Below are 17,794 nucleotides of genomic sequence, written 5' to 3' on the forward strand. Positions count from 1 at the left end.
TGCCCGGAACCGGATCGGCCTGAGGCTGTGCCACCTCGGGCTCGGGGTCGTCCTTGTATGGGCGGAGCTTCGCTCGTACTCCCAGCCCTCGAACGATCCTCTGGAACTCGGCGTCAGCACGCCGGTCGTCAACGACGATTACTCGGCCCATGACAACTCCCTCAAATAGGTGAAGGTCTAGCATCCATTCTCAGGTTCATGAAGGCCTAGGGCCACTCGATCCCGTCGTCGTCCCCATCGGCCTCGGACTCCCAAGGCTCCAGCTCCTCCTCATGCGGCTGGGGATCGTCACTGTAGGGCCTCATCTTGGCCGTGAACGTGTCCCCGAGCCCGGCGACGATCCCCCAAAACTCCCGGTCCACCCATTCCTGGACCGCCGCCGGCATCCGCTGCATCGCTGTTCTCCCTAGCTCGTGAAGAGGTCCTGGCCGTAGAAGACCGCCAGACCGGTGCCCGCGGGCCGTCCTCCCGCGGAAACCGGTCTCGCAGAGTGGTTATCACCCTAGGAACGGCCGGTTCCGGAGCGCTTTCAGTCTGCTTTCGATCCACATCCCCTCGGCTCCCACCGTTCGAAAGCAGCACGGATCGGGCGAAGGCGGCCGAACGCCGCCCTCCCTCCCGCCCTACACTTCCCCCGTGGCCCACCACGCGCCCGAAGACGGACCGTCACCGGGGGACCTGCTGCCCCGGAGTCCCGTGCTGCGCGCTGCCGCGGCCGGCGTGTTCGCCCTTACCGTCGCCGCGCTGCTGTTCGCGCTGTGGCTGTCCGGTGGCCTGGAGCGCGCGCGGGAGGACGTGCCGCTGCCTCCCGGTACCGCCGTGCGCAACGACCTGTTGACGATCACCGTGCACGGGGCGGAGATCGCCTCCGCCGGATCCGGCGGCCTCGGCGGCCCCTCGGTCACCCTGCGGGCCGAACTCACGTCCCACGCCGACGAACCGGTCTCCACCTCCTTCTTCATCGACATGCTGGAGGTGCGCACGGAACCGTCCGGATCGCGCGCCGAGGGCTACGGGAGCATCACGTTGGAACGTGCCCCGGCCGACCTTCTCACCCACGTGCAACCGGAGATGCCCGAGACCGTGCTGGTGGAGCTGCCGCTGGCGGAAGGGGCCCGCCCCGACGGGGACGGGCGGGTCCGGGTCACCGTGAAGGAGGCCGAGTTCCGGCCCGGGTTCGCCGACGAGTCCTCCTACTGGTGGTCCACGGACGAGGTCGCCGGCGAGGTCGCCGTCACCACCGGGCTGGACTGAGGGGGATCCGTGCGTCGACCGACGACCGTGGCCGTGAGCCTCCTGCTGCTGGCGCTCGTCGCGGCGGCGCACGAGCTGGTGCCCGCCCCCGAGGACGTGACCGCGCCGATCGCCCACGCCGGCGAGGCGGGCGAGGTCGTCGACGCGCGCGGATTCACCATCGAGGTGGGGGAGGTGCGGATCGCCCGCACGGTGGTGGAGGAGGACCTGTTCGGGGAGGGCTCGCGGGAGACCGCGAACGGGGTCTGGGTCGTCGTCCCGGCCGTCCTCACCTCCACCTCCACCAGTTCGCGCGTGGCCTCTCCCGTCCTGTTGGAGACCGGTGGGGGCTACACCCACTCGGCCGTCACCCGCCTGTCGAGCACGCTGAACTCCCAGAGCCCCCAGTTGGACCCGGGCATCGCGGTCCGGGGGGCGTTCGTGTTCGAGCTTCCGCCGGAGCGTCTCACCCGCGCCGTCCTCAGGGTGACCGTGAGCGAGGGGCTGGACACGCGGCTGGCGGCCGAGGCGGTCGTCGACCTCGGCCTGTCCCCCGCCGAACTGCGGCGGCTGACCGCCGACGCCGCCGAGACCACCGTCCCACCGGTCGAGTACGGCCACCCCGATCCCCGTTGACCGCCCTGCCCCGGTTCCGGTCGACGGGAGGAGAACGGACAGGAGCGAACATGGACGGATCCCCTCCCGCCCGCCCCACCCCCACCGTCGCGCCCGGATCCGCGGAACCGGGCGGCCCCGCTCCACGCCGTCCGGCCCGGTGGCGCCGCCACGACGTGCGCCCGGTGGCGGCGCTGCTGGTCCTGCTTCCCCTCGCCGTCGGCCTGCCGTGGTGGCTGGAACGCTCCGAGCTCCTGGCGGAGGGTGCCATGCCTCCCTCGGCCGCCCCCGCGAACGGCACCGGGGCCGGGGCGACCGCGGAACTCGCCGGAACCGACTGGGAGTTCCGCGGCTTCGTCACCGGGGCGACCGACGGGTCCCTCACCCCGCTCCCCGCGGGTACGGAGCTGGTCGACGCCGTGGTCGTGGCGACGCCGCGTGACGCGCGGGCCGGCCGGCTGCTCCAGTCCTCGTGCGAGTTCCGGCTGGTCGACGATCGCGGCCGGTCCTGGGCGCAGACCGCCGCGCAGACGGGCCGGACACTGCCCGAGGAGGTCGTGGAGACATGGCCGGGCTGCTCCGGTCCCGACGCCGAACCGGTCCCACCGGGGACGGGACAGCCGATGATCGCGACGTTCCTCGTCCCCGAGGACGCGGTCGGCTCCCTGCGCCTCCAAGTGCGCGCGGACACGTCGGAGGATCCCGAGCGTCCCCGGCCCGCGGCGGTGGAGTTCCGGGATTGAGCCTCAGCCCGCGGGAGCGGGCCGAACACGCCGGCCGACGCTGTGACCGGCCAGGGCCCGCAACGCCAGCTCGAAGGCCGCGGCGAGCAGGCACACGCGCAGCACCTCGTGCAACGCTCCCGTGGCGAAGGCGAGGGGTTCGAGCCACTGCCACCACCAGCCGAGGAAGTCGTGCGGGCCGACGACGAGATGGACGCCGCGCCGCAGCCATCCCTCGGCGGCCTCCAGCAGGACGTGGCACAGGCACAGCGTCAGGAAGAAGACCGGTCCGACCCGCAGCACGAACCGGATCGCGTTGAGGAACGGCGCGTACTTCTCGCGCAGGTCCCGGGCGGTGATCCCGGCGACACCGCGCAGCGGCCGGGGCAGGCGTCGCGTCGCCGCGCGCACCCTGGCCGCGCGGGCGTCGCCACGCAGCACCGCCTCGGCCCGGTCGATCTCCGCGCCGAAGATCACGGCGACGATCGCCAGCCACATCAGGGGCTCCAGCACGGCGTCCTTGAGCTGCTCCCACCCCCCGGAGACCAGGGCGAACAGCGCCGCGCAGGCCGCGCCGAGCGGAAGCCCGGTGAGGTCCCCGGCCAGGGCCACCAGGTCGGCGGCGGCGTCATGGAGTTCGGCCACCACGGCGCGGGAGGCCACCCACTGCCTCGCCTGGTCGGTCAGCCGTACCACCGAGAACACCGCGAAGAACATCCAGTTCGCCTCGAACAGCGCGGTGAGCACCCCCAGCCCGGGAGCACCGCCGCGGTGGTAGAGCCGTTCCACCACCACGCGGCCGGCCAGGCAGACGAGCGCGGCGACGAGGGGCGGTCCCAGCGCGTCGATCTGGAGCTGGTCGGTGTAGGCCTGGATGCCGCTGTGGTTGATCAGCTCCACCGCGTATCGACGGTACTCCTCGGCGAACATGCCCCAGGCGCTGTAGAGGAGGAGGAAGGGGAGGACCGCGGTCGCGATCGCGTCGACGACCCTGCGCTCGCGTTCGGCGAGGGTGGCGGAGCGCACGCCGCGGGCGCGCCGGGCCAGGAGTTCCGCCTGGAGCGTGGGCAGGCCGGGGACGAGCAGGTGGAGCATGACGATCGTGGCCGTCAACGTCGTCAGGACGGCGACGCTCAACCCCGCGAGGGCGGCCACGGGATCGACCCGTTCGAGGAGGACCATGCCCCGCAGGACCGCCCAGTGCAGGAACACCCCGACGGTGTGGACGCACAGCAACGGCGCCCAGTACCGCCTCGCCAGGGCGAGAGCGTAGAGCGGGAGCCGCGCGGCGGAGACCGCCTGACCGTTCATCGGTCCGAGATCCTAACCCCGGCCGGTCTTCCGTGGGCGGCCGGCCGGCGGGTGCCGGTGGAATAGGCGGGGCCGTGGTCACCGCTTCATCCACGAGAGGACGAGGGCCCTGGTCCCGTTCCCGTCCAGCGGGCAAGCTGGCGGAGACGGGTCTGTCCGGTCCCGTAGGAGAGGAGAGAGGACGTCGGATGCGCGCGAGCGGTGAGGAGGACGCCCCTGTCTGGCGTCCCCATGATGTCCCCGGAGACGTCCCCCAGGGCGACGGTGACGGCTGGGTGACCCTTCCCGACGGTTCCCGGCGCTGGGGCCGGTACGGGGCCGCGGGGCTGCTGTTGTACGCGGCCGACGCGGCCGGCCGGGGCCAGGTCCTCCTCCAGCACCGCGCCTGGTGGAGCCACCAGGGCGACACATGGGGCATGCCCGGTGGCGCGTTGAACAGCGGCGAGTCCTCCGTCCAAGGGGCGGTGCGGGAGTTCGGGGAGGAGGTCGAGGGTGATCTCGGCCGGGTCTGCCTGGACGGCGTCCACCGGCAGGACCACGTCGTGTGGCACTACGACACGGTGCTGGGGCGCCTGCCGGAGCCGGGTGAGTTCTCCCCGGGCAACTCCGAGAGCGCCGCGATCCGCTGGGTGCCGGTCGAGGAGGTCGCCTCACTGCCGTTGCTGCCCGCCTTCGGCGTGATCTGGCCGCAGGTGCGCCGGGCGTTGACCCGGCGTCCGCTGCTCATCGTGCCCGCGACCGAGCTGGTCCGGCTCCTGCCCGATGGACGCGCGGGCGACCCGCGCTCCCCGGTGGAGCGGTTGCGCGACGGGCTCGCCACCCTGGCGGCGGCGGGGCTGAGCGGCGCGGACCTGCCGCCGGAGCTGGACCTGGTCCCCCTGCACCGCTGGTTCCCCACGATCGCGCTGGTCACCGGGGAAGGCGGCCCGCGGCTCGCGCCGGCCCCCGGGGTCGAGGTGGTGGCCGACGTCGCCACGCTCGCGGAGCGTCACGCCCGTTCCGGTTGGACGCCGGTGCCCGTCACCTCCGACCGCGGGTTCGCCGAACGGTGCGCGGGCGCCGCCGTGGCGCCGCCGTCGTGGCTGCTGGGCCTGCTGGGCGGGCCCGAAACCGATCCTCGCGCCGGTGGGGCCGGCTGACCGGCGGCGGGGTGCGAGACCGCCGTCTCGCACCCCGCCCCGCGGACACCCGCTGGGGCGTGGCGTCAGACGCGCAGCTCGCCCTCGCTGACGGTGACCGCGCCGCCTCCGATGTGGACCCGGTCCGGCGCGCCGGCCGGGAGCTCGATGCTGAGCAGTCCGCCGCGCGCCGAGCATTGGAAGGCGTCGAAGGAGGTCCGCCCGATCCGTTCGGCCCAGTAGGGGGCGAGCACGGTGTGGGCGCTCCCGGTCACCGGGTCCTCCGGAACGCCGACCCGAGGGGCGAAGAAACGCGACACGAACGCGTAGGGGCGGTCCGGGTCGGCGAGCGCGGTGACCGTGACGCCGCGGCAGGGCATCGCGCGTAGCGCGGTGAGATCCGGCGTCAGCCCACGGACGGTCTGCTCGTCGGCGACCTCGACGACGATGTCGTCGGTGCGTCCCGACGAGACCCGTAGGGGGCGCACGCCGAGCGCGTCGGCCAGTCCCTCGGGTTCGGCGACGGCCTCGGCGGGGTTGACGGGGAAGTCCATCCACAGCCTGCCGTCGCGGTGGGTGACGGTCAGCGTCCCGCTGTGGCGGGTGGCGAAGCGGATCGGGCCGCTGACCCCGTCCTCCAGGAGCGCGTGCGCCGACGCCAGTGTGGCGTGTCCGCACAGCGCCACCTCGGTGCGGGGGGTGAACCAGCGCAGCTCGTAGTCGGCGCCGTCACCATCGAGGGGGCGCAGGAAGGCGGTTTCGGACAGGTTGAACTCGGCGGCGACGCGCTGCGCCCAGGAGTCCTCGTAGGGCTCGTCGAGGACGAGGACGGCGGCGGGGTTGCCGCCGAAAGGCTGATCGGTGAAGGCGTCGACGACACGGAATCGGGGCATGTGGCCAGGCTACCGAGGCCGCAGAGGAGGGACCGGACGCGGCGGGCACTCCCGGGGGCGCCGGTTCGTTGTCGTAACGGGTCCCGGCCGAGGGCCGGTGACCGAGTATCCCGTCCCCGGATCGGGGGTATATCAGGGGCGTGCCCTGATGTGCCCCGTCCCTCGCCGGGGCATGCTGCTGGTGTCGGGGCGGCACTTCCCTACCGCGCCGCCACCGTTGACGACGTGAGGAGCGGACATGACGCTGGAGCGCGGTAACGCCTTCACCCCCGTCGCATCAGCGACGATGATCTGGCCCTGGGGCACGGCGACGGCCGCCGGGGCGGTCACGGGCGTGGCCCATTTCCTACTGAACCTGAGCTCCTTCCCGGTCGCCGGCTCGCTGACCACCGCGATCTTCTTCTTCTCGCTGGTGGGAGGCGGCGTCGCGCTCCTGGGCAAGAAGGGCGACCGTCGGGCGCGACGCTACGCCGGTCAGTACCCCTGGCGGTTCGCCATGGCGCCGGCCGCGCTGGGCGGCGCGGGGACCGCGGTCGTCTCGTTCATCGCCGCGGCGCTGGGTGGCGCGCTGGTCAGCGGCCTGTTCGGCGCGATCGTCGCCGGAGTCGGCACGGCCGCCGTAATCTGGGTGATCCTCGGCCTGATCGGTATGGTCGCGGGGAACAGGGCGGCCTGAGCGCCGCACCGGCCGCCCGGCCGGTTTCCAGGCGAGACGTTGGGACGACCACCGCTTTATGTCGACTGAGAAGGACCAGCAGGACACCACAGGACCGTGGGCCGCGGCCGTCCGGGTCCCCACCCGTTGGGGGCCGCATGCCCACTGAGCCGAACTCCGAGGCCCGCCGCAAGATGGTCGAGCGGGTCCGCGGCCTTCTCCGCATGGCCGAGGATCCCTCGGTCACCGACGCCGAGAGCCAGGCGTTCACCGCCAAGGCCGCCGAGTTGATGACCCGGCACGCGATCGCCGAGGCCGAGGCACGCGTCCAGCGCGGCGAGGCCGCCGAGTCGGTGTCGCGGCTGGACTTTCCGGTGTCGGGTGTGGGCGGGCACGGCAAGGCCCGGGTCAAGGCGCTGGCCGCCATCGCGTCGGCCTACGGCTGCCAATCCGCCGTACGGGGCAACACCTCGGCGAACACCGAACGGACGCTGATCATCGTCGGCACGGTCACCGCGCTGGACTCGCTGCGCGTGCTGTTGCCGTCGATCAGCATGCAGATGGAGGTGTCCGCTCGGCATTCGGCCCGGGAGCACGTCGCGGGGCTCCGGGCGCTGCGCAACTACGACCGTTCGGCCCTGGCCACCGAACGCAACCGCTTCTACCGGTCGTTCGTGCGCGCCTATGGCGCGGCGGTGGCCGAGCGCATCCGGGAGTTCCGCGCGCGCCTGCAGGAGAACCCCACCGTGTCGGAGGAGGGCGACGGCGTCACCGGCGGGACGACCGCCTCGCGGGGGGCCGAACTGGTACTGCGCGCCGATGTCGACCGGGTGCACGAGGAGTTCGAGCGCCGTTTCCCGCGGCTGCGGCCGACCCGGCCGGAACGGACCCACCACCGGGCCGGGCACCGCGCGGGTTACCTGCGCGGACGCAACGCGCAGTTGGGCATGGAGACCGCGGTCGGTGGCGGCCGGGTGGCCTCGCTGAGCGAGGGCGACTGAGACGGCGCGCAGGCGTCTTCGGCACGATTTTCGACTTTCCACGCGGGAGAAACGTCCTGTCCGTTATCCGAAGAGCCGCGAAAATTCTCCCTGACGGACCCATCCATTGTCCACGAGTTGTGCACAACTGCGGATAACAGCTGTGGATAACCCTGTGGAAGGCAGTGGATAACCCACAGCAACTCAATTTTCCTGTGGATAAACATTTTCCAGTGGCCGGATTCGGCCAAATTCTCCCCGAATCCATCTCCGGGGACTCGCTGACCGTTTCTCCGCCTCACCTCCCCGCCCGACCTGACGTGACATGGATCACCGAACGGGGAAGGAGAGAGGTAGCGTTCGACGGCCCCGGGAGGCGAGGATGTCCACGGCCACGATGCTCGCGTCGCTGCGTCACTACAAGACAGCGCTGTTGACCACCTACCGCCGCGATGGAATGACCGCGGTCGACACCCCGGTCAGCATCGTCGTGGACGGGGACCGTGTCCTGTTCCGCACCTGGGAGGACTCGGGCAAGGCCAAGCGGCTGCGCTACCACCCGATCGTGGACATCAGGCCCTGCACCTTCCGTGGCGAGCCGGCCGGTCCGGCAGCGCGCGGCAGGGTCTGCCCCTTGGAAGGCGCCGAGGCCCGACGGGCGGCCTTCCTGCTGGGGCGCAGCCACCCCGTTCTGCAACGTTGGGCGCTGCCGTTGTCCTATCGGCTGCTCCGCCATCGGACGTTGTACTACGCGGTGACGCTCATGGACGGCGAGGAGATCCGCAGCAACGAGGGGTGCCCCGACTGAGGGGCGTGCCCGAACGGAGGACGTCCGCGGGCCGGATCAGGTGATGCGCAGCGGCATCACGAGATAGCGGAAGCCCGGCCGTCCCGTCACCTCGTCCGGCGTGTCGGAGATGACGGCCGGCCGGGTGGGAGTGGTGAAGCCGAGGTGGACATCGTCGGACTCGATCGCTCCGAGTCCGTCGAGGAAGTAGTGGGGTCCGAACGCCACGCGCATGTCATCGCCCATGTAGCTCGCCTCGATGACCTCGCGCGCCTGGGCGTCGTCACCGGAACCGGCTTCGAGTACGACCCGCCCCTGGGAGAAGGAGAGCATCAGGGGCGTACTGCGGTCGGCGACGAGCGCCACGCGCTTGACCGCTTCGGTGAGCGCCTCGGCGTTGACCTGGGCCCGGGCCGCGAAGTCCTTGGGAAATCGGGACTCATAGGTGACGAACTCGCTGTCGATCAACCGGGTGGTGGTGCGCCGTCCGGCGTTGTCGAACCCGATCATGCTCTCGCCGTGTCCGGCCGGCCGCTCGGCGGTGCCGACCGTGGACAGGGCGATGCCGACGTCCTGCCCGGCCACAAGGGAACGCGCGGTGTCGGTCAGGGTGCGCGCGGGGACGAGGGCCGAGGTCGTCAGCCCGGACTGGTGGGGGCGCCAACCGATCTCGCGGACCGCGAAACGGTAGCGGTCGGTGGCGGCCAGGGTCAGCGAATCGCCGGAGAAGGCCAGGTGGATGCCGGTGAGCATGGGCAGGGTGTCGTCGCGGCTGGCGGCGGGGGCCACCTGGCGTACGGCGGAGGCGAACACGCCGCCACCGACCGAACCCACGGGGTCGGGCATCGCGGGGAGGGCCGGATAGTCCTCGATGGGCAGTGTGAGCAGCGTGAAGCTGGCGCCGCCGCAGGTGAGGAGGACCCGTGGCCCCTCGGAGACGAGTTCGACCGGGTGGTCGGGAAGGTTGCGGGCGATCTCGGCGAGCAGCCGGCCCGAGACCAGGACGTCACCGGGCTCCTCGACCTCGACGTCCACCGCGGCCCGGGCCGACACCTCGTAGTCGAAACCGGACAGCCGGACCTGACCCGTCGCTTTGTCCGAAACGTCCAGGCGCATGCCGGCGAGGACCGGCACGGCGGGACGCGCGGGCAGGGCCCGGGCCGTCCACGCGACGGCGTCGGCGAACGCATCGCGATCAACTCGGAACTTCACGCGGCCTCCCGATGGTCTTCCCGGCCTCCCGGGCAAGGTCACCGTACCCACAGGCGGTGACAATCGTCGGGTCCGTCCACAGCTTTCCCTCAAGCACCGATCGAAACCCCGGCGCGCGGGGAGGCATTGCCGCGCTCGCGCCCCGAAACCTCGGAGCGCGCCTCGTCACCGCTGGGGACGCAGCGTCCAGACGACCGTCATGGCGCCGGTCCCCGTGCCGTCCTCGGCCCGTAGTCCGACCTCGACGGGGAATTCCGGCCGCCTCCCCTCGTCGAATTCGGCGACCACCTCGTCCCGGGGGCGTACGAGCCGGGCCTCGGCGGTCACCGGCCCCATCGCGAGCCTGTGGTAGTGGATCTCGGCCCGGACGGCGAGCGGCACGGCCCGGTCGAGCAGTCCGTGGAACGCGCCGAGCACGATCGCCCCCGACGCCGACTCCGCGAGCGTGAACATCGCCCCGGCGTGCGGCCCGCCGAGGTGGTTGTGATGGGCGGGGTCGTCGGGCAGGCGCATGACGGCCCGGTCCTCGTCCAGTTCCACGAACTCCAGGCCGAGGGTGCGCACGAACGGGACCGTGGCGAGCAGCCCGGCCTTCACCATGTCGGGGTTCATCGTCATGGGCCAGATGTTACTCGCGAGTAACCAAAATGGCGACCCCTGCCCCTTTCCCTCCTTCTCCCGGTTCCGAGCGGTTGGATCCCGTATGGCTGGGCAGTCGCCGAAGAAGCGGAACCTAACCGGACGAAGGGGGAAACCGCCATGGCCGGATCCACCGCCGGCCGGCCGTCCGACGCCGCCGAGCCGTCGACTGCCGAGCTGGTCAAACAGGCGACAGAACAGATGTCGCGCCTCGTCCGCGACGAACTCCGGTTGGCGCAACTGGAGATGAAGGAGAAGGGCCGGCACATCGGCCTGGGCGCCGGCATGTTCGGTGCCGGAGGCATCGTGGCGCTGTTCGCCACCGGCACGCTGATCGCCGCGATCGTCCTCGCCCTCGCGCTGGTCCTCCCCGCGTGGGCCGCCGCCCTGATCGTGGCGGTGGTGCTGTTCGCCGTCGCCGGGGTGCTCGCGCTCCTGGGCCGCCGTCAGGTGTCCGACGCCGCGCCGTTGAAGCCCGAGGAGACGACGCACAGCGTCCAGGCCGACGTCAGCGCGATCAAGGGGAGGGTCCACCGATGAGCCATACCCGAGACGACACCCCCGACGAGACCACGCTGGTCCGCGAGGAGATCAGCCGCACCCGGGAGGAACTGGGCGAGACCGTCGAGGCGCTCGCCGCCAAGGCCGATGTGAAGAGCCGGGCCAAGGAGAGCGCCTCCCGGGTGGCCCACACGGTGCGTTCGGGCGGCGGGGCCGGTGGGGACGAGGTCCGGCGCGTCGCCGTGGCGCTGGCGACCGGGGTCCTGGCCGCCGCCATCGTCGCCCTGTGCACCAGGGGGAGGAACGCGCGATGAGGTTCTTGTACAAGCCCTTCGGCCTGGCCGCGGGCGCCTTCAGCGGTCTGCTCGCCGGCGTGGTGTTCAAGCAGGTGTGGAAGCTCCTCAAGGGCCAAGACGACGCGCCGGAGGCCACCAAGGAGGACAGCACCTGGACCGAGGTCCTGCTGGCCGCGGCCCTCCAGGGAGCCATCTTCGCCCTGGTGAAGGCCGCCGTCGACCGCGCCGGCGCGACCGGCGTGCGCCGGGTGACCGGAAAGTGGCCCGGCAAGTGAGCCACCGGAGAGAGGAGCGCGGCAACGCCCGCCCCGACGACCACCGTCCCCAGGCCGGCGGACCGGACGGTCCCACCGACCTGCCCGCGCCGTCGTGGTGGGCGTCGCTGCGCCGCACCATCACCGAGTTCCGCGGGGACAACCTGCTCGACCTGGCGGCGGGACTGACCTACTACGCGGTTCTGGCCGTCTTCCCCGCGCTGCTCGTCCTCATCTCGCTGCTGGGCATGGCCGGGCAGGACTCGACCGCGGTGATCACCGAGAACGTGTCGCGTTTCGCCCCGGAGGAGACCGCCCAGATCCTCACCTCGGCGATCGAGAACCTGCAACGCAGCCAGGCGACGGCGAGCCTGTTCGGCCTGGTCAGCCTCTTGCTGGCGTTGTGGTCGGCGTCGGGGTACGTGGCGGCGTTCATGCGCGCCTCGAACATCGTCTACGACATCCCCGAAGGGCGGCCGATCTGGAAGACGCTGCCCATCCGGGTCGGGGTCACGCTGACGCTCGTGGTGCTGCTGACGGCGAGCGTCGTCATGGTCGTGATCACCGGCGGGCTCGCCGACCGGGTGGGCCGGCTGCTCGGCATCGGCTCGGTCGCGGTGACCGTGTGGGACATCGCGAAGTGGCCCGTGCTGCTGCTGATCGTGACGTTCATGATCGGGTTGTTGTACTGGGCCTCGCCCAACGCCAAGCGCGGATTCCGCTGGGTCAGCCCCGGAAGCGTGCTCGCGATCCTCATCTGGCTGGTCGCCTCGGCCGGGTTCGCCTTCTACGTGGCCAACTTCGGCTCCTACAACAAGACCTACGGCAGCCTCGCCGCCGTCGTGATCTTCCTGATCTGGCTGTGGATCTCCAACATCGCGATCCTGCTGGGCGAGGAGTTCAACGCCGAGATCGAGCGAGGCCGGGCGATCGCGGCCGGTCACCCCTCGCCCGAGGAACCCTACGTCGAACTACGCGACGAACCGAAGGAGAAGAAACCCGGGAAGGCGAGTAGGCGTTTCCCTTGGCTGCACGCGAAGAAGAAGTGACCCCTCCCCCCGTCGCTCCCCCGCTTCCCGGCCCGGTCCTGCTCACCCAGGGCTGGCATGACGTCGCCTTCCTGCACTGGGCGCTGCCCCCGGAGGCGGTGGAACACCTCCTTCCCACGGGGACCCGGCCCGACGTGCTGAACGGCGTGACCTACGCCGGGATCGTGGCGTTCGGCGTGACGGGGACCCGGCTGCTGGGCACCGTGCCGGTCGGCTCGTTCACCGAGGTCAACGTACGGCTGTACTCGGTGGACGACGACGGCCGGCGCGGCGTGGTGTTCCTGTCGATGGACGCCGACTCCGCGCACAACGTCGCGGCGGCGAGACTGCTCGCGGGACTTCCCTACGCCTGGTCCGACGCCTCCGTCCGCCGCGCCGCCGACGGCACGGTCGGATACGCCTGCCGCCGGCGCCGGCCGCGGGACCGCGTGTCGGGCGGGGTGTGGGTCCGGCCGGGGGCGCGGAAGAGCGAGCAGACGGATCCCGACGTGTTCGTGACCGCCCGTTGGGGACTGCACACGCGCCATCTGGGCGCCACGCACTGGGTCCGCATCGCCCACCGCCCCTGGGAGCTGCACCACGCCACGCTGGTGGCCGCCCACGGTTGCTCCGCCCTGCTCACCGCGGCGGGTCTGCCGGACCCGCGGGAGCCGCCCTCCTCCGTGCTGTGGGCCCCCGGGGCCGTGGCCTCGGTCGCCTATGGCGGGCGGGTCCGAACGGCCGGTTGAGGCCGGTCGGACCGCGCACCGGGATGACACACGCATATGCCGCCGTGCTTGCCCGCCACCTCCCGTACGGGAATCGTGGTGGCGCGCCCACGATCCCCGGGAGCAGTCTCTTCCCCGAGAGAGGGAAACAACCATGACCATGAGGATTCTTCGCCGCGCGGCGACCCTGCTGGCCGCCCTGCTGCTCACCCTCGCCATCCCCACCGTGGCCCTGGCCGACGCCTTCTTCCAGCAAGGGGGACTGTGGGCCGGGCCGAAGGGCGCCTACTCCACCAAGGTGCGGGCGGTCTCGGGGCCCAACGGCCTCTTCTTCGTCGAGACCCGCTTCTACGCGGGCCCCGAGGGCGTGTGGCGGGAGACCGTCACCTCCACGGCCGACTAGCCCCGGCTAGAGCCACCGGCTCTTACGGAACACGGTGAACAGCGTGGCGCAGATCGCCAGCATCACCATGATCACGAGGGGATAGCCCCACTTGAAGCGGAGCTCCGGCATGACGTCGAAGTTCATCCCGTAGATCCCGGCGATCAGGGTCGGCACCGCGATGATCGCGGCCCACGCCGTGATCCGGCGCATGTCGTCGTTCTGCTGCACGCTCACCCGGGCCAGATGCGCCGAGAGCACCTGGGGGAGCAGCTCGTTGAGGCCGTCGATCCACACCGCCGCCTGGCGGGCCCGGTCGGCGACGTCACGCAGGAACGGGATCGCGTCCGCCGCCATCTGGGTGCCGTCCGAGGTGAGCGCGCGCATGACCAGCACCATGGGGCCGATCGCGGCGTGCGCCTCCACCACCTCGCGTTTGAGGTGGTAGACGTCCTCGGCGATCGAGGAGTCGCGGGTCGCCGAGAACACCCGGTCCTCCAGTTCGTTGGCCACGGCCCGCATCCGGGTGGCCACCCGGATGTGGGTGTCGACCACCGCGCCCAGGACCGCCTGGGCGACGGCGGCCGGCCCCAGCAGCAGTGTCAGGGGGTCGGCCTCCAGCCGGCGCCGCACCCCCGAGAGCGGGTTGGCCTGGCCGTGGCGGACGGTGATGACGAAGTTGGGCCCGACGAAGACCATGATCTCGCCGACTTCGACGTCGACGCGCTCCTCATCGAGGGCGAGGGTCTTGCACACCACGAACGTCACGTCACCGTAACGTTCGACCTTGGGTGTCTGGTGGGCTTCGACGGCGTCGTCCACGGCCAGGGGGTGCAGCCCGAGTTCGGCCGAGACGAGGTCGAACTCGGCGCGGGTCGGTTCGTGCAGTCCGATCCAGCAGAACGCCTCGTTGTCGTCGGACAGGGCCAGGTCGAGGGCGTCGCTGATGTCCCCGTCGACGTCGGTTCGGGTACCGGCGCGATAGATCGCGCAATCCATGATCACGCCGGAAAAATACTGCGCCGGTGGACCTTTTCGTGCCGGAACGCGAATTACCTTCCCGCCGAGGAGACCCGGTGCCCTCCCAGGGCCCGCCGCCCCCCGAGCGCGTCGGCGAGCAACGGCACCGGCAGGGGACGTTCCCTCAACCGCTGGACGAGGCGGGCGAGCAAGGGGGCCAGGAGGAGAACCAGCAACGGGGCGAGGAGCACACCGAGGAGAAAGCCCACCATGACGTCGTGGGGATAGTGGACGCCGACGAACACCCGGGAGAACCCCATGAGGACGGCCAACGGCAGTGCCACGGCCGCCAATCGGCGCCAGGCCACGATCACCGCCGCGGCGGCGGCCGCCGTGATCGCGGCGTGGTTGCTGGGGAAGGACCAGTCGCCCGCCGGCGGACACTGCGCGATGGTCATGACATCGGTGAGCACGTGACAGGGGCGCTGCTGGTGCAGCACGCTCTTGACGGTCTCGCTCACCAGGTAGACGGCGACCGTGGCGCAGGGGGCGAGCAGGGCGAGCGCCATGTCACGGGCGCCGCGGGCCCGAGCCCGCCACCAGGCCGCGAGGAAAAGCGCCGCGAACAGCGCCAGGCCGGCCTCGGTACCGATCTCGGCGGTGAGGCGCAACCATGGTGGACTCTGCTCCGCCAGCGCGGCGACGGCGAGATACCAGTCGGTACTCAGACCGACGAGGTCCGCGACAAACGATTCGGGCATTGCGTTCTCCTTTTGACGAACGATCAATGCAGAACCGTAGGAAAACCAACCGTTTCGAACATCGCCGGATCGTCATCGACCGGACCGACGGGCGGGGGAATCCCTCTCGGGAAAACTCCCTCTTTCGACGGTGGTGGGGCGTCTGGCGGGGTTTGTAACGTCGAGGGGGTGAGAGGATCGTTCGTCACGTCATGGCGCCCGGGATGCCGGTCGTGGACGCCCGCTCTCCGCGCCGACCTGCTGCTGTGGTGGCCGGTGCTGGCGTCGCCCGTCGTCCTGCTCGCCGTGGCCGGAGCGGCCGGGTGGCCGGCGCAGGCCGGTGTGGTCGTCGCGGTCACCGGGGCCGCCGCGCTGCTGGCCCGTTCCCACCCGTTGGTGCCGCCCGCCCTCGTCGCCGCGACGTCGTGGATCGACGTGATGCTGTGGCCGCTGGCGATCCTGGCCTTCCTCGCGGGCCTGCGCTCCCCACGAGGGCGTCCGGCATCGACGGGACTGGCGGTCTCGGGGGCCGCGGGGGTCGCGGTCGCGCTGCTCATCACGGACTCGCCCGGCGAAACGCTGCTGCGCTGCCTCGCCCTGGTGGGCCTGCTCGTCCTGCCGTGGACCGTGGGCCGGTTCTGGCGGGCCTACCGGGAGCTCGTCCACTCCGGTTGGGAGCGCGCCGAGTCCCTCGAACGGGAACGGCGTGTCATCGCCGATCGGGAGCGGCTGCGCGAGCGGGCCCGCATCGCCGAGGACATGCACGACTCCCTCGGCCACGAACTCGGACTCATCGCGATGCGGGCCGGGGTCTTGGAGGTGGCTCCGGGGCTCGGCGAGGAGGACTACCGGGCCGCCGCGGCGGAACTACGCGCCGGGGCGACCCGGGCCACCGAACGGCTCCAGGAGATCATCGGGATCCTGCACGAGGGCACCGGGTCCGACCCGGGACCACTGCACCGCAACGTCGACGACCTGGTCGACCGGGCACGCTCCTCGGGGATGGCGATCGACCTGGAGCGCGAGGGGGCGGAAGGGGAGGTCCCCGAGGCCGTGGACCGGGCGATGTACCGGGTGGTGCAGGAGTCGTTGACGAACGCGGCCAAGCACGCCCCCGGGGCGAAGGTCCGCGTCCGGCTGCGCCACCTTCCCGATGAGACCGTCATCAGCGTCGTCAACGGGCCGCCGCCCGGCGGTCCTCCCCCGTCGCCGCCGTCGGGCAACCGAGGGCTGGCCGGCGTGGCCGAGCGGGTGCGGCTGGCCGGGGGAACACTGCGCTCCGGCCCCCGGGACGGGGGCTTCGAGGTCGTCGCGCACCTGCCCCACGTTCCCGGGGTCCCGCCCGTCGCCGCGGCGACCGCGGAGCCGGAGACGGAGTCGGCGCTGCGGCGCGCCCGCGTGCACCGCCGCCTGCGCCGCGATCTCGTGACGATGACGGTGCTGCCGGCGGCCCTGTCCCTCACGCTGGTGGGGACGTTCGCCGGATACGCGGCGGTCGCCACCGCGAGTTCGGTCCTGCCCCCCGAGGACTACGCGCGGTTGCGCATCGGTCAGCCGGCCGCCTCCGTCGAGGAGGTGCTGCCGCGGATGCAGATGCTGGATCCGCCCTCGGAGCGGGGTCCGGCCATCCCCGAGGGGGCTCGTTGCGAGTACTACCGCTCCCACGGCACGCTCCTCGGTGACGCGGGCGCGGTGGCCCACCGGCTGTGCTTCGCCGACGGGGTCCTCGTGGCCAAGGCCGTCATCCCCTATGGCGGCGCGGTTCGATGAGGGACGGAAGAGGAATGAGGGGTGCCCGCGGTGGTCCGGGTGGTACTGGCCGACGACGAGGCGATGTTCCGGGCGGGGATACGGGCGATCCTGTCGGCCGATCCCGAGGTGGAGGTGGTCGCCGAGGCCGTGAACGGCCGCGAACTGGTCGAGGCCGCGCGTTCCCACCGGCCCGACGTGGCCTTGGTGGACATCCAGATGCCCCGGCTGGACGGTCTCGCCGCCGTCCCGCAGGTGCGCGCGCACTCGCCCGGAACCGCGGTGGTCATGCTGACCACGTTCGGCAGGGACGAGTACATCGCCCGGGCGCTCCAGGAGGGCGCGAGCGGGTTCCTGTTGAAGGCGGGGGACCCTCGCGAGCTCATCGCCGCGGTGCGCGCCACCGCCGAGGGGGGCGCCTATCTCTCGCCCGTGGTGGCGCGGCGGGTCATCACCGAGTTCCGCGGCCGGGGCCCGGCTCGCGGGGCCGCGCTGGATCGCGTCGGGGGGCTCAGTCCGCGCGAGCGAGAGACGCTGGCCCTGCTGGGCACCGGGATGTCCAACGCCGAGATCGCCCGGCGCCTGTTCGTCTCCGAGGAGACGGTGAAGTCGCACGTGAAGGCGGTGCTGGCCGGGTTGGGGGTGCGCAACCGGGTGCAGGCGGCGATCATCGCGCACGAGGCCGGGCTCGTGGGCGACGTCCCCGACTGAATAAACCCGTTGTCCTTCGCCGCGCGATCCGACACACTCTCCGAACAAGACGAGACGACTCGTCTCATAGAGGGGAGAATCGATGACCAGAGGACGCAAGGACATGTCGAGCATCGGCGGCCGGCACGACGCGGTCCCCCGATCGGCCATGCGCGGCACCCCGGGCACCACGAGAACCGGACGGGCCGGCGACCCCGGGGCCTCGCGCCGGGAGATCCTGCGCCGGCTGCGGGAGGACCGCGCCCGAGGCGACCGCTCGTGAACGAAGGAGGCCCGGCCC

Annotated in this window: 23 protein-coding genes; 16 read left to right on the plus strand and 7 right to left on the minus strand. The window is 71.8% G+C overall.

Annotated elements, in window-relative coordinates; all coding sequences use genetic code 11:
* Nucleotides 1-206 precede the first annotated feature (206 nt).
* A complete protein-coding gene (locus tag B5D66_RS21395; protein WP_078763593.1) occupies nucleotides 207-395 on the minus strand; it encodes a hypothetical protein in 189 nt (62 codons plus the stop codon).
* Nucleotides 396-636: 241 nt separating this feature from the next.
* On the opposite strand from B5D66_RS21395, the gene B5D66_RS21400 reads away from it, so the two are divergent.
* Genes B5D66_RS21400 through B5D66_RS21410 form a run of 3 tightly spaced genes read left to right on the plus strand, consistent with a single transcriptional unit; the run spans nucleotide 637 to nucleotide 2,591 of the window.
* Nucleotides 637-1,254, plus strand: coding sequence for a hypothetical protein (locus B5D66_RS21400; RefSeq protein WP_144390242.1), 618 nt, complete (start codon nucleotides 637-639; stop codon nucleotides 1,252-1,254).
* Between the two features lie 9 nt (nucleotides 1,255-1,263).
* A complete protein-coding gene (locus B5D66_RS21405; protein ID WP_144390243.1) occupies nucleotides 1,264-1,869 on the plus strand; it encodes a DUF4352 domain-containing protein in 606 nt (201 codons plus the stop codon).
* 50 nt (nucleotides 1,870-1,919) lie between these two features.
* Nucleotides 1,920-2,591 carry a hypothetical protein gene (locus B5D66_RS21410; RefSeq protein ID WP_078763596.1) on the plus strand — a complete coding sequence of 224 codons (672 nt, stop codon included), beginning with the start codon at nucleotides 1,920-1,922 and terminating at the stop codon, nucleotides 2,589-2,591.
* 3 nt (nucleotides 2,592-2,594) lie between these two features.
* On the opposite strand, the gene B5D66_RS21415 is transcribed toward B5D66_RS21410, so the two are convergent.
* Nucleotides 2,595-3,881, minus strand: a complete 1,287-nt coding sequence (locus tag B5D66_RS21415) for a hypothetical protein (RefSeq protein WP_078763597.1) — start codon at nucleotides 3,879-3,881, stop codon at nucleotides 2,595-2,597.
* Between the two features lie 188 nt (nucleotides 3,882-4,069).
* Here B5D66_RS21415 and B5D66_RS21420 point away from each other — a divergent pair, with 188 nt between their 5' ends.
* Nucleotides 4,070-5,020: an NUDIX hydrolase gene (locus tag B5D66_RS21420; RefSeq protein WP_078763598.1), complete on the plus strand. Its 951-nt coding sequence runs from the start codon at nucleotides 4,070-4,072 to the stop codon at nucleotides 5,018-5,020.
* Between the two features lie 65 nt (nucleotides 5,021-5,085).
* Here B5D66_RS21420 and B5D66_RS21425 read toward each other — a convergent pair whose 3' ends face one another.
* Entirely contained in the window at nucleotides 5,086-5,892 is an 807-nt protein-coding gene (locus B5D66_RS21425; RefSeq protein ID WP_078763599.1) for a PhzF family phenazine biosynthesis protein, read from the minus strand.
* 238 nt (nucleotides 5,893-6,130) lie between these two features.
* Between B5D66_RS21425 and B5D66_RS21430 the strand changes: the two genes are divergently transcribed.
* The 3 genes from B5D66_RS21430 (at nucleotide 6,131) to B5D66_RS21440 (ending at nucleotide 8,335) form a co-directional block, all read left to right on the plus strand.
* On the plus strand, nucleotides 6,131-6,568 hold the full coding sequence (locus B5D66_RS21430) for a hypothetical protein (protein ID WP_078763600.1): 438 nt from the start codon (nucleotides 6,131-6,133) through the stop codon (nucleotides 6,566-6,568).
* A 173-nt stretch (nucleotides 6,569-6,741) separates the two neighbouring features.
* Nucleotides 6,742-7,548, plus strand: a complete 807-nt coding sequence (locus B5D66_RS21435) for a DUF2786 domain-containing protein (protein ID WP_144390248.1) — start codon at nucleotides 6,742-6,744, stop codon at nucleotides 7,546-7,548.
* A 361-nt stretch (nucleotides 7,549-7,909) separates the two neighbouring features.
* Nucleotides 7,910-8,335: a PPOX class F420-dependent oxidoreductase gene (locus tag B5D66_RS21440; protein ID WP_078763602.1), complete on the plus strand. Its 426-nt coding sequence runs from the start codon at nucleotides 7,910-7,912 to the stop codon at nucleotides 8,333-8,335.
* A gap of 36 nt (nucleotides 8,336-8,371) precedes the next feature.
* On the opposite strand, the gene dnaN is transcribed toward B5D66_RS21440, so the two are convergent.
* Together dnaN and B5D66_RS21450 are read right to left on the minus strand one after the other, a co-directional pair.
* Nucleotides 8,372-9,526 carry a DNA polymerase III subunit beta gene (dnaN, locus tag B5D66_RS21445; RefSeq protein WP_078763603.1) on the minus strand — a complete coding sequence of 385 codons (1,155 nt, stop codon included), beginning with the start codon at nucleotides 9,524-9,526 and terminating at the stop codon, nucleotides 8,372-8,374.
* A gap of 165 nt (nucleotides 9,527-9,691) precedes the next feature.
* Nucleotides 9,692-10,138 (minus strand): DUF4442 domain-containing protein, encoded by a 447-nt coding sequence (locus B5D66_RS21450; protein WP_078763604.1) that lies wholly within the window; start codon nucleotides 10,136-10,138, stop codon nucleotides 9,692-9,694.
* A 147-nt stretch (nucleotides 10,139-10,285) separates the two neighbouring features.
* Between B5D66_RS21450 and B5D66_RS21455 the strand changes: the two genes are divergently transcribed.
* From B5D66_RS21455 to B5D66_RS21480, 6 genes are all read left to right on the plus strand, one after another.
* Nucleotides 10,286-10,705: a phage holin family protein gene (locus B5D66_RS21455; RefSeq protein WP_078763605.1), complete on the plus strand. Its 420-nt coding sequence runs from the start codon at nucleotides 10,286-10,288 to the stop codon at nucleotides 10,703-10,705.
* A complete protein-coding gene (locus tag B5D66_RS21460; RefSeq protein WP_078763606.1) occupies nucleotides 10,702-10,980 on the plus strand; it encodes a DUF3618 domain-containing protein in 279 nt (92 codons plus the stop codon). Before B5D66_RS21455 ends, B5D66_RS21460 begins: the two co-directional genes overlap by 4 nt.
* Entirely contained in the window at nucleotides 10,977-11,237 is a 261-nt protein-coding gene (locus B5D66_RS21465) for a DUF4235 domain-containing protein (protein WP_078763607.1), read from the plus strand. The genes B5D66_RS21460 and B5D66_RS21465 overlap by 4 nt, the downstream gene beginning before the upstream one ends.
* The gene (locus B5D66_RS21470; RefSeq protein WP_455429582.1) at nucleotides 11,234-12,265 is read left to right on the plus strand and encodes a YihY/virulence factor BrkB family protein; all 1,032 of its coding nucleotides are present in this window, start codon (nucleotides 11,234-11,236) and stop codon (nucleotides 12,263-12,265) included. The genes B5D66_RS21465 and B5D66_RS21470 overlap by 4 nt, the downstream gene beginning before the upstream one ends.
* The gene (locus tag B5D66_RS21475) at nucleotides 12,262-12,993 is read left to right on the plus strand and encodes a YqjF family protein (RefSeq protein WP_078763609.1); all 732 of its coding nucleotides are present in this window, start codon (nucleotides 12,262-12,264) and stop codon (nucleotides 12,991-12,993) included. The genes B5D66_RS21470 and B5D66_RS21475 overlap by 4 nt, the downstream gene beginning before the upstream one ends.
* A gap of 133 nt (nucleotides 12,994-13,126) precedes the next feature.
* Nucleotides 13,127-13,375, plus strand: coding sequence for a hypothetical protein (locus B5D66_RS21480; RefSeq protein ID WP_078763610.1), 249 nt, complete (start codon nucleotides 13,127-13,129; stop codon nucleotides 13,373-13,375).
* Between the two features lie 6 nt (nucleotides 13,376-13,381).
* On the opposite strand, the gene B5D66_RS21485 is transcribed toward B5D66_RS21480, so the two are convergent.
* Nucleotides 13,382-14,353, minus strand: a complete 972-nt coding sequence (locus B5D66_RS21485) for a magnesium and cobalt transport protein CorA (protein ID WP_235001150.1) — start codon at nucleotides 14,351-14,353, stop codon at nucleotides 13,382-13,384.
* A 53-nt stretch (nucleotides 14,354-14,406) separates the two neighbouring features.
* Nucleotides 14,407-15,075: a phosphatase PAP2 family protein gene (locus B5D66_RS21490; protein ID WP_078763612.1), complete on the minus strand. Its 669-nt coding sequence runs from the start codon at nucleotides 15,073-15,075 to the stop codon at nucleotides 14,407-14,409.
* A gap of 168 nt (nucleotides 15,076-15,243) precedes the next feature.
* On the opposite strand from B5D66_RS21490, the gene B5D66_RS21495 reads away from it, so the two are divergent.
* The 3 genes from B5D66_RS21495 (at nucleotide 15,244) to B5D66_RS25235 (ending at nucleotide 17,776) form a co-directional block, all read left to right on the plus strand.
* Complete coding sequence (locus tag B5D66_RS21495; RefSeq protein ID WP_144390244.1) at nucleotides 15,244-16,824, plus strand: sensor histidine kinase; 1,581 nt, start codon at nucleotides 15,244-15,246, stop codon at nucleotides 16,822-16,824.
* Nucleotides 16,825-16,854: 30 nt separating this feature from the next.
* Nucleotides 16,855-17,514, plus strand: coding sequence for a response regulator (locus B5D66_RS21500; protein ID WP_078763655.1), 660 nt, complete (start codon nucleotides 16,855-16,857; stop codon nucleotides 17,512-17,514).
* Between the two features lie 82 nt (nucleotides 17,515-17,596).
* A complete protein-coding gene (locus tag B5D66_RS25235; protein ID WP_144390245.1) occupies nucleotides 17,597-17,776 on the plus strand; it encodes a hypothetical protein in 180 nt (59 codons plus the stop codon).
* The last annotated feature ends 18 nt before the right edge of the window (nucleotides 17,777-17,794 follow it).

Origin of the sequence: Marinactinospora thermotolerans DSM 45154, assembly GCF_900167435.1 — a bacterium.
Classification (GTDB): domain Bacteria; phylum Actinomycetota; class Actinomycetes; order Streptosporangiales; family Streptosporangiaceae; genus Marinactinospora; species Marinactinospora thermotolerans.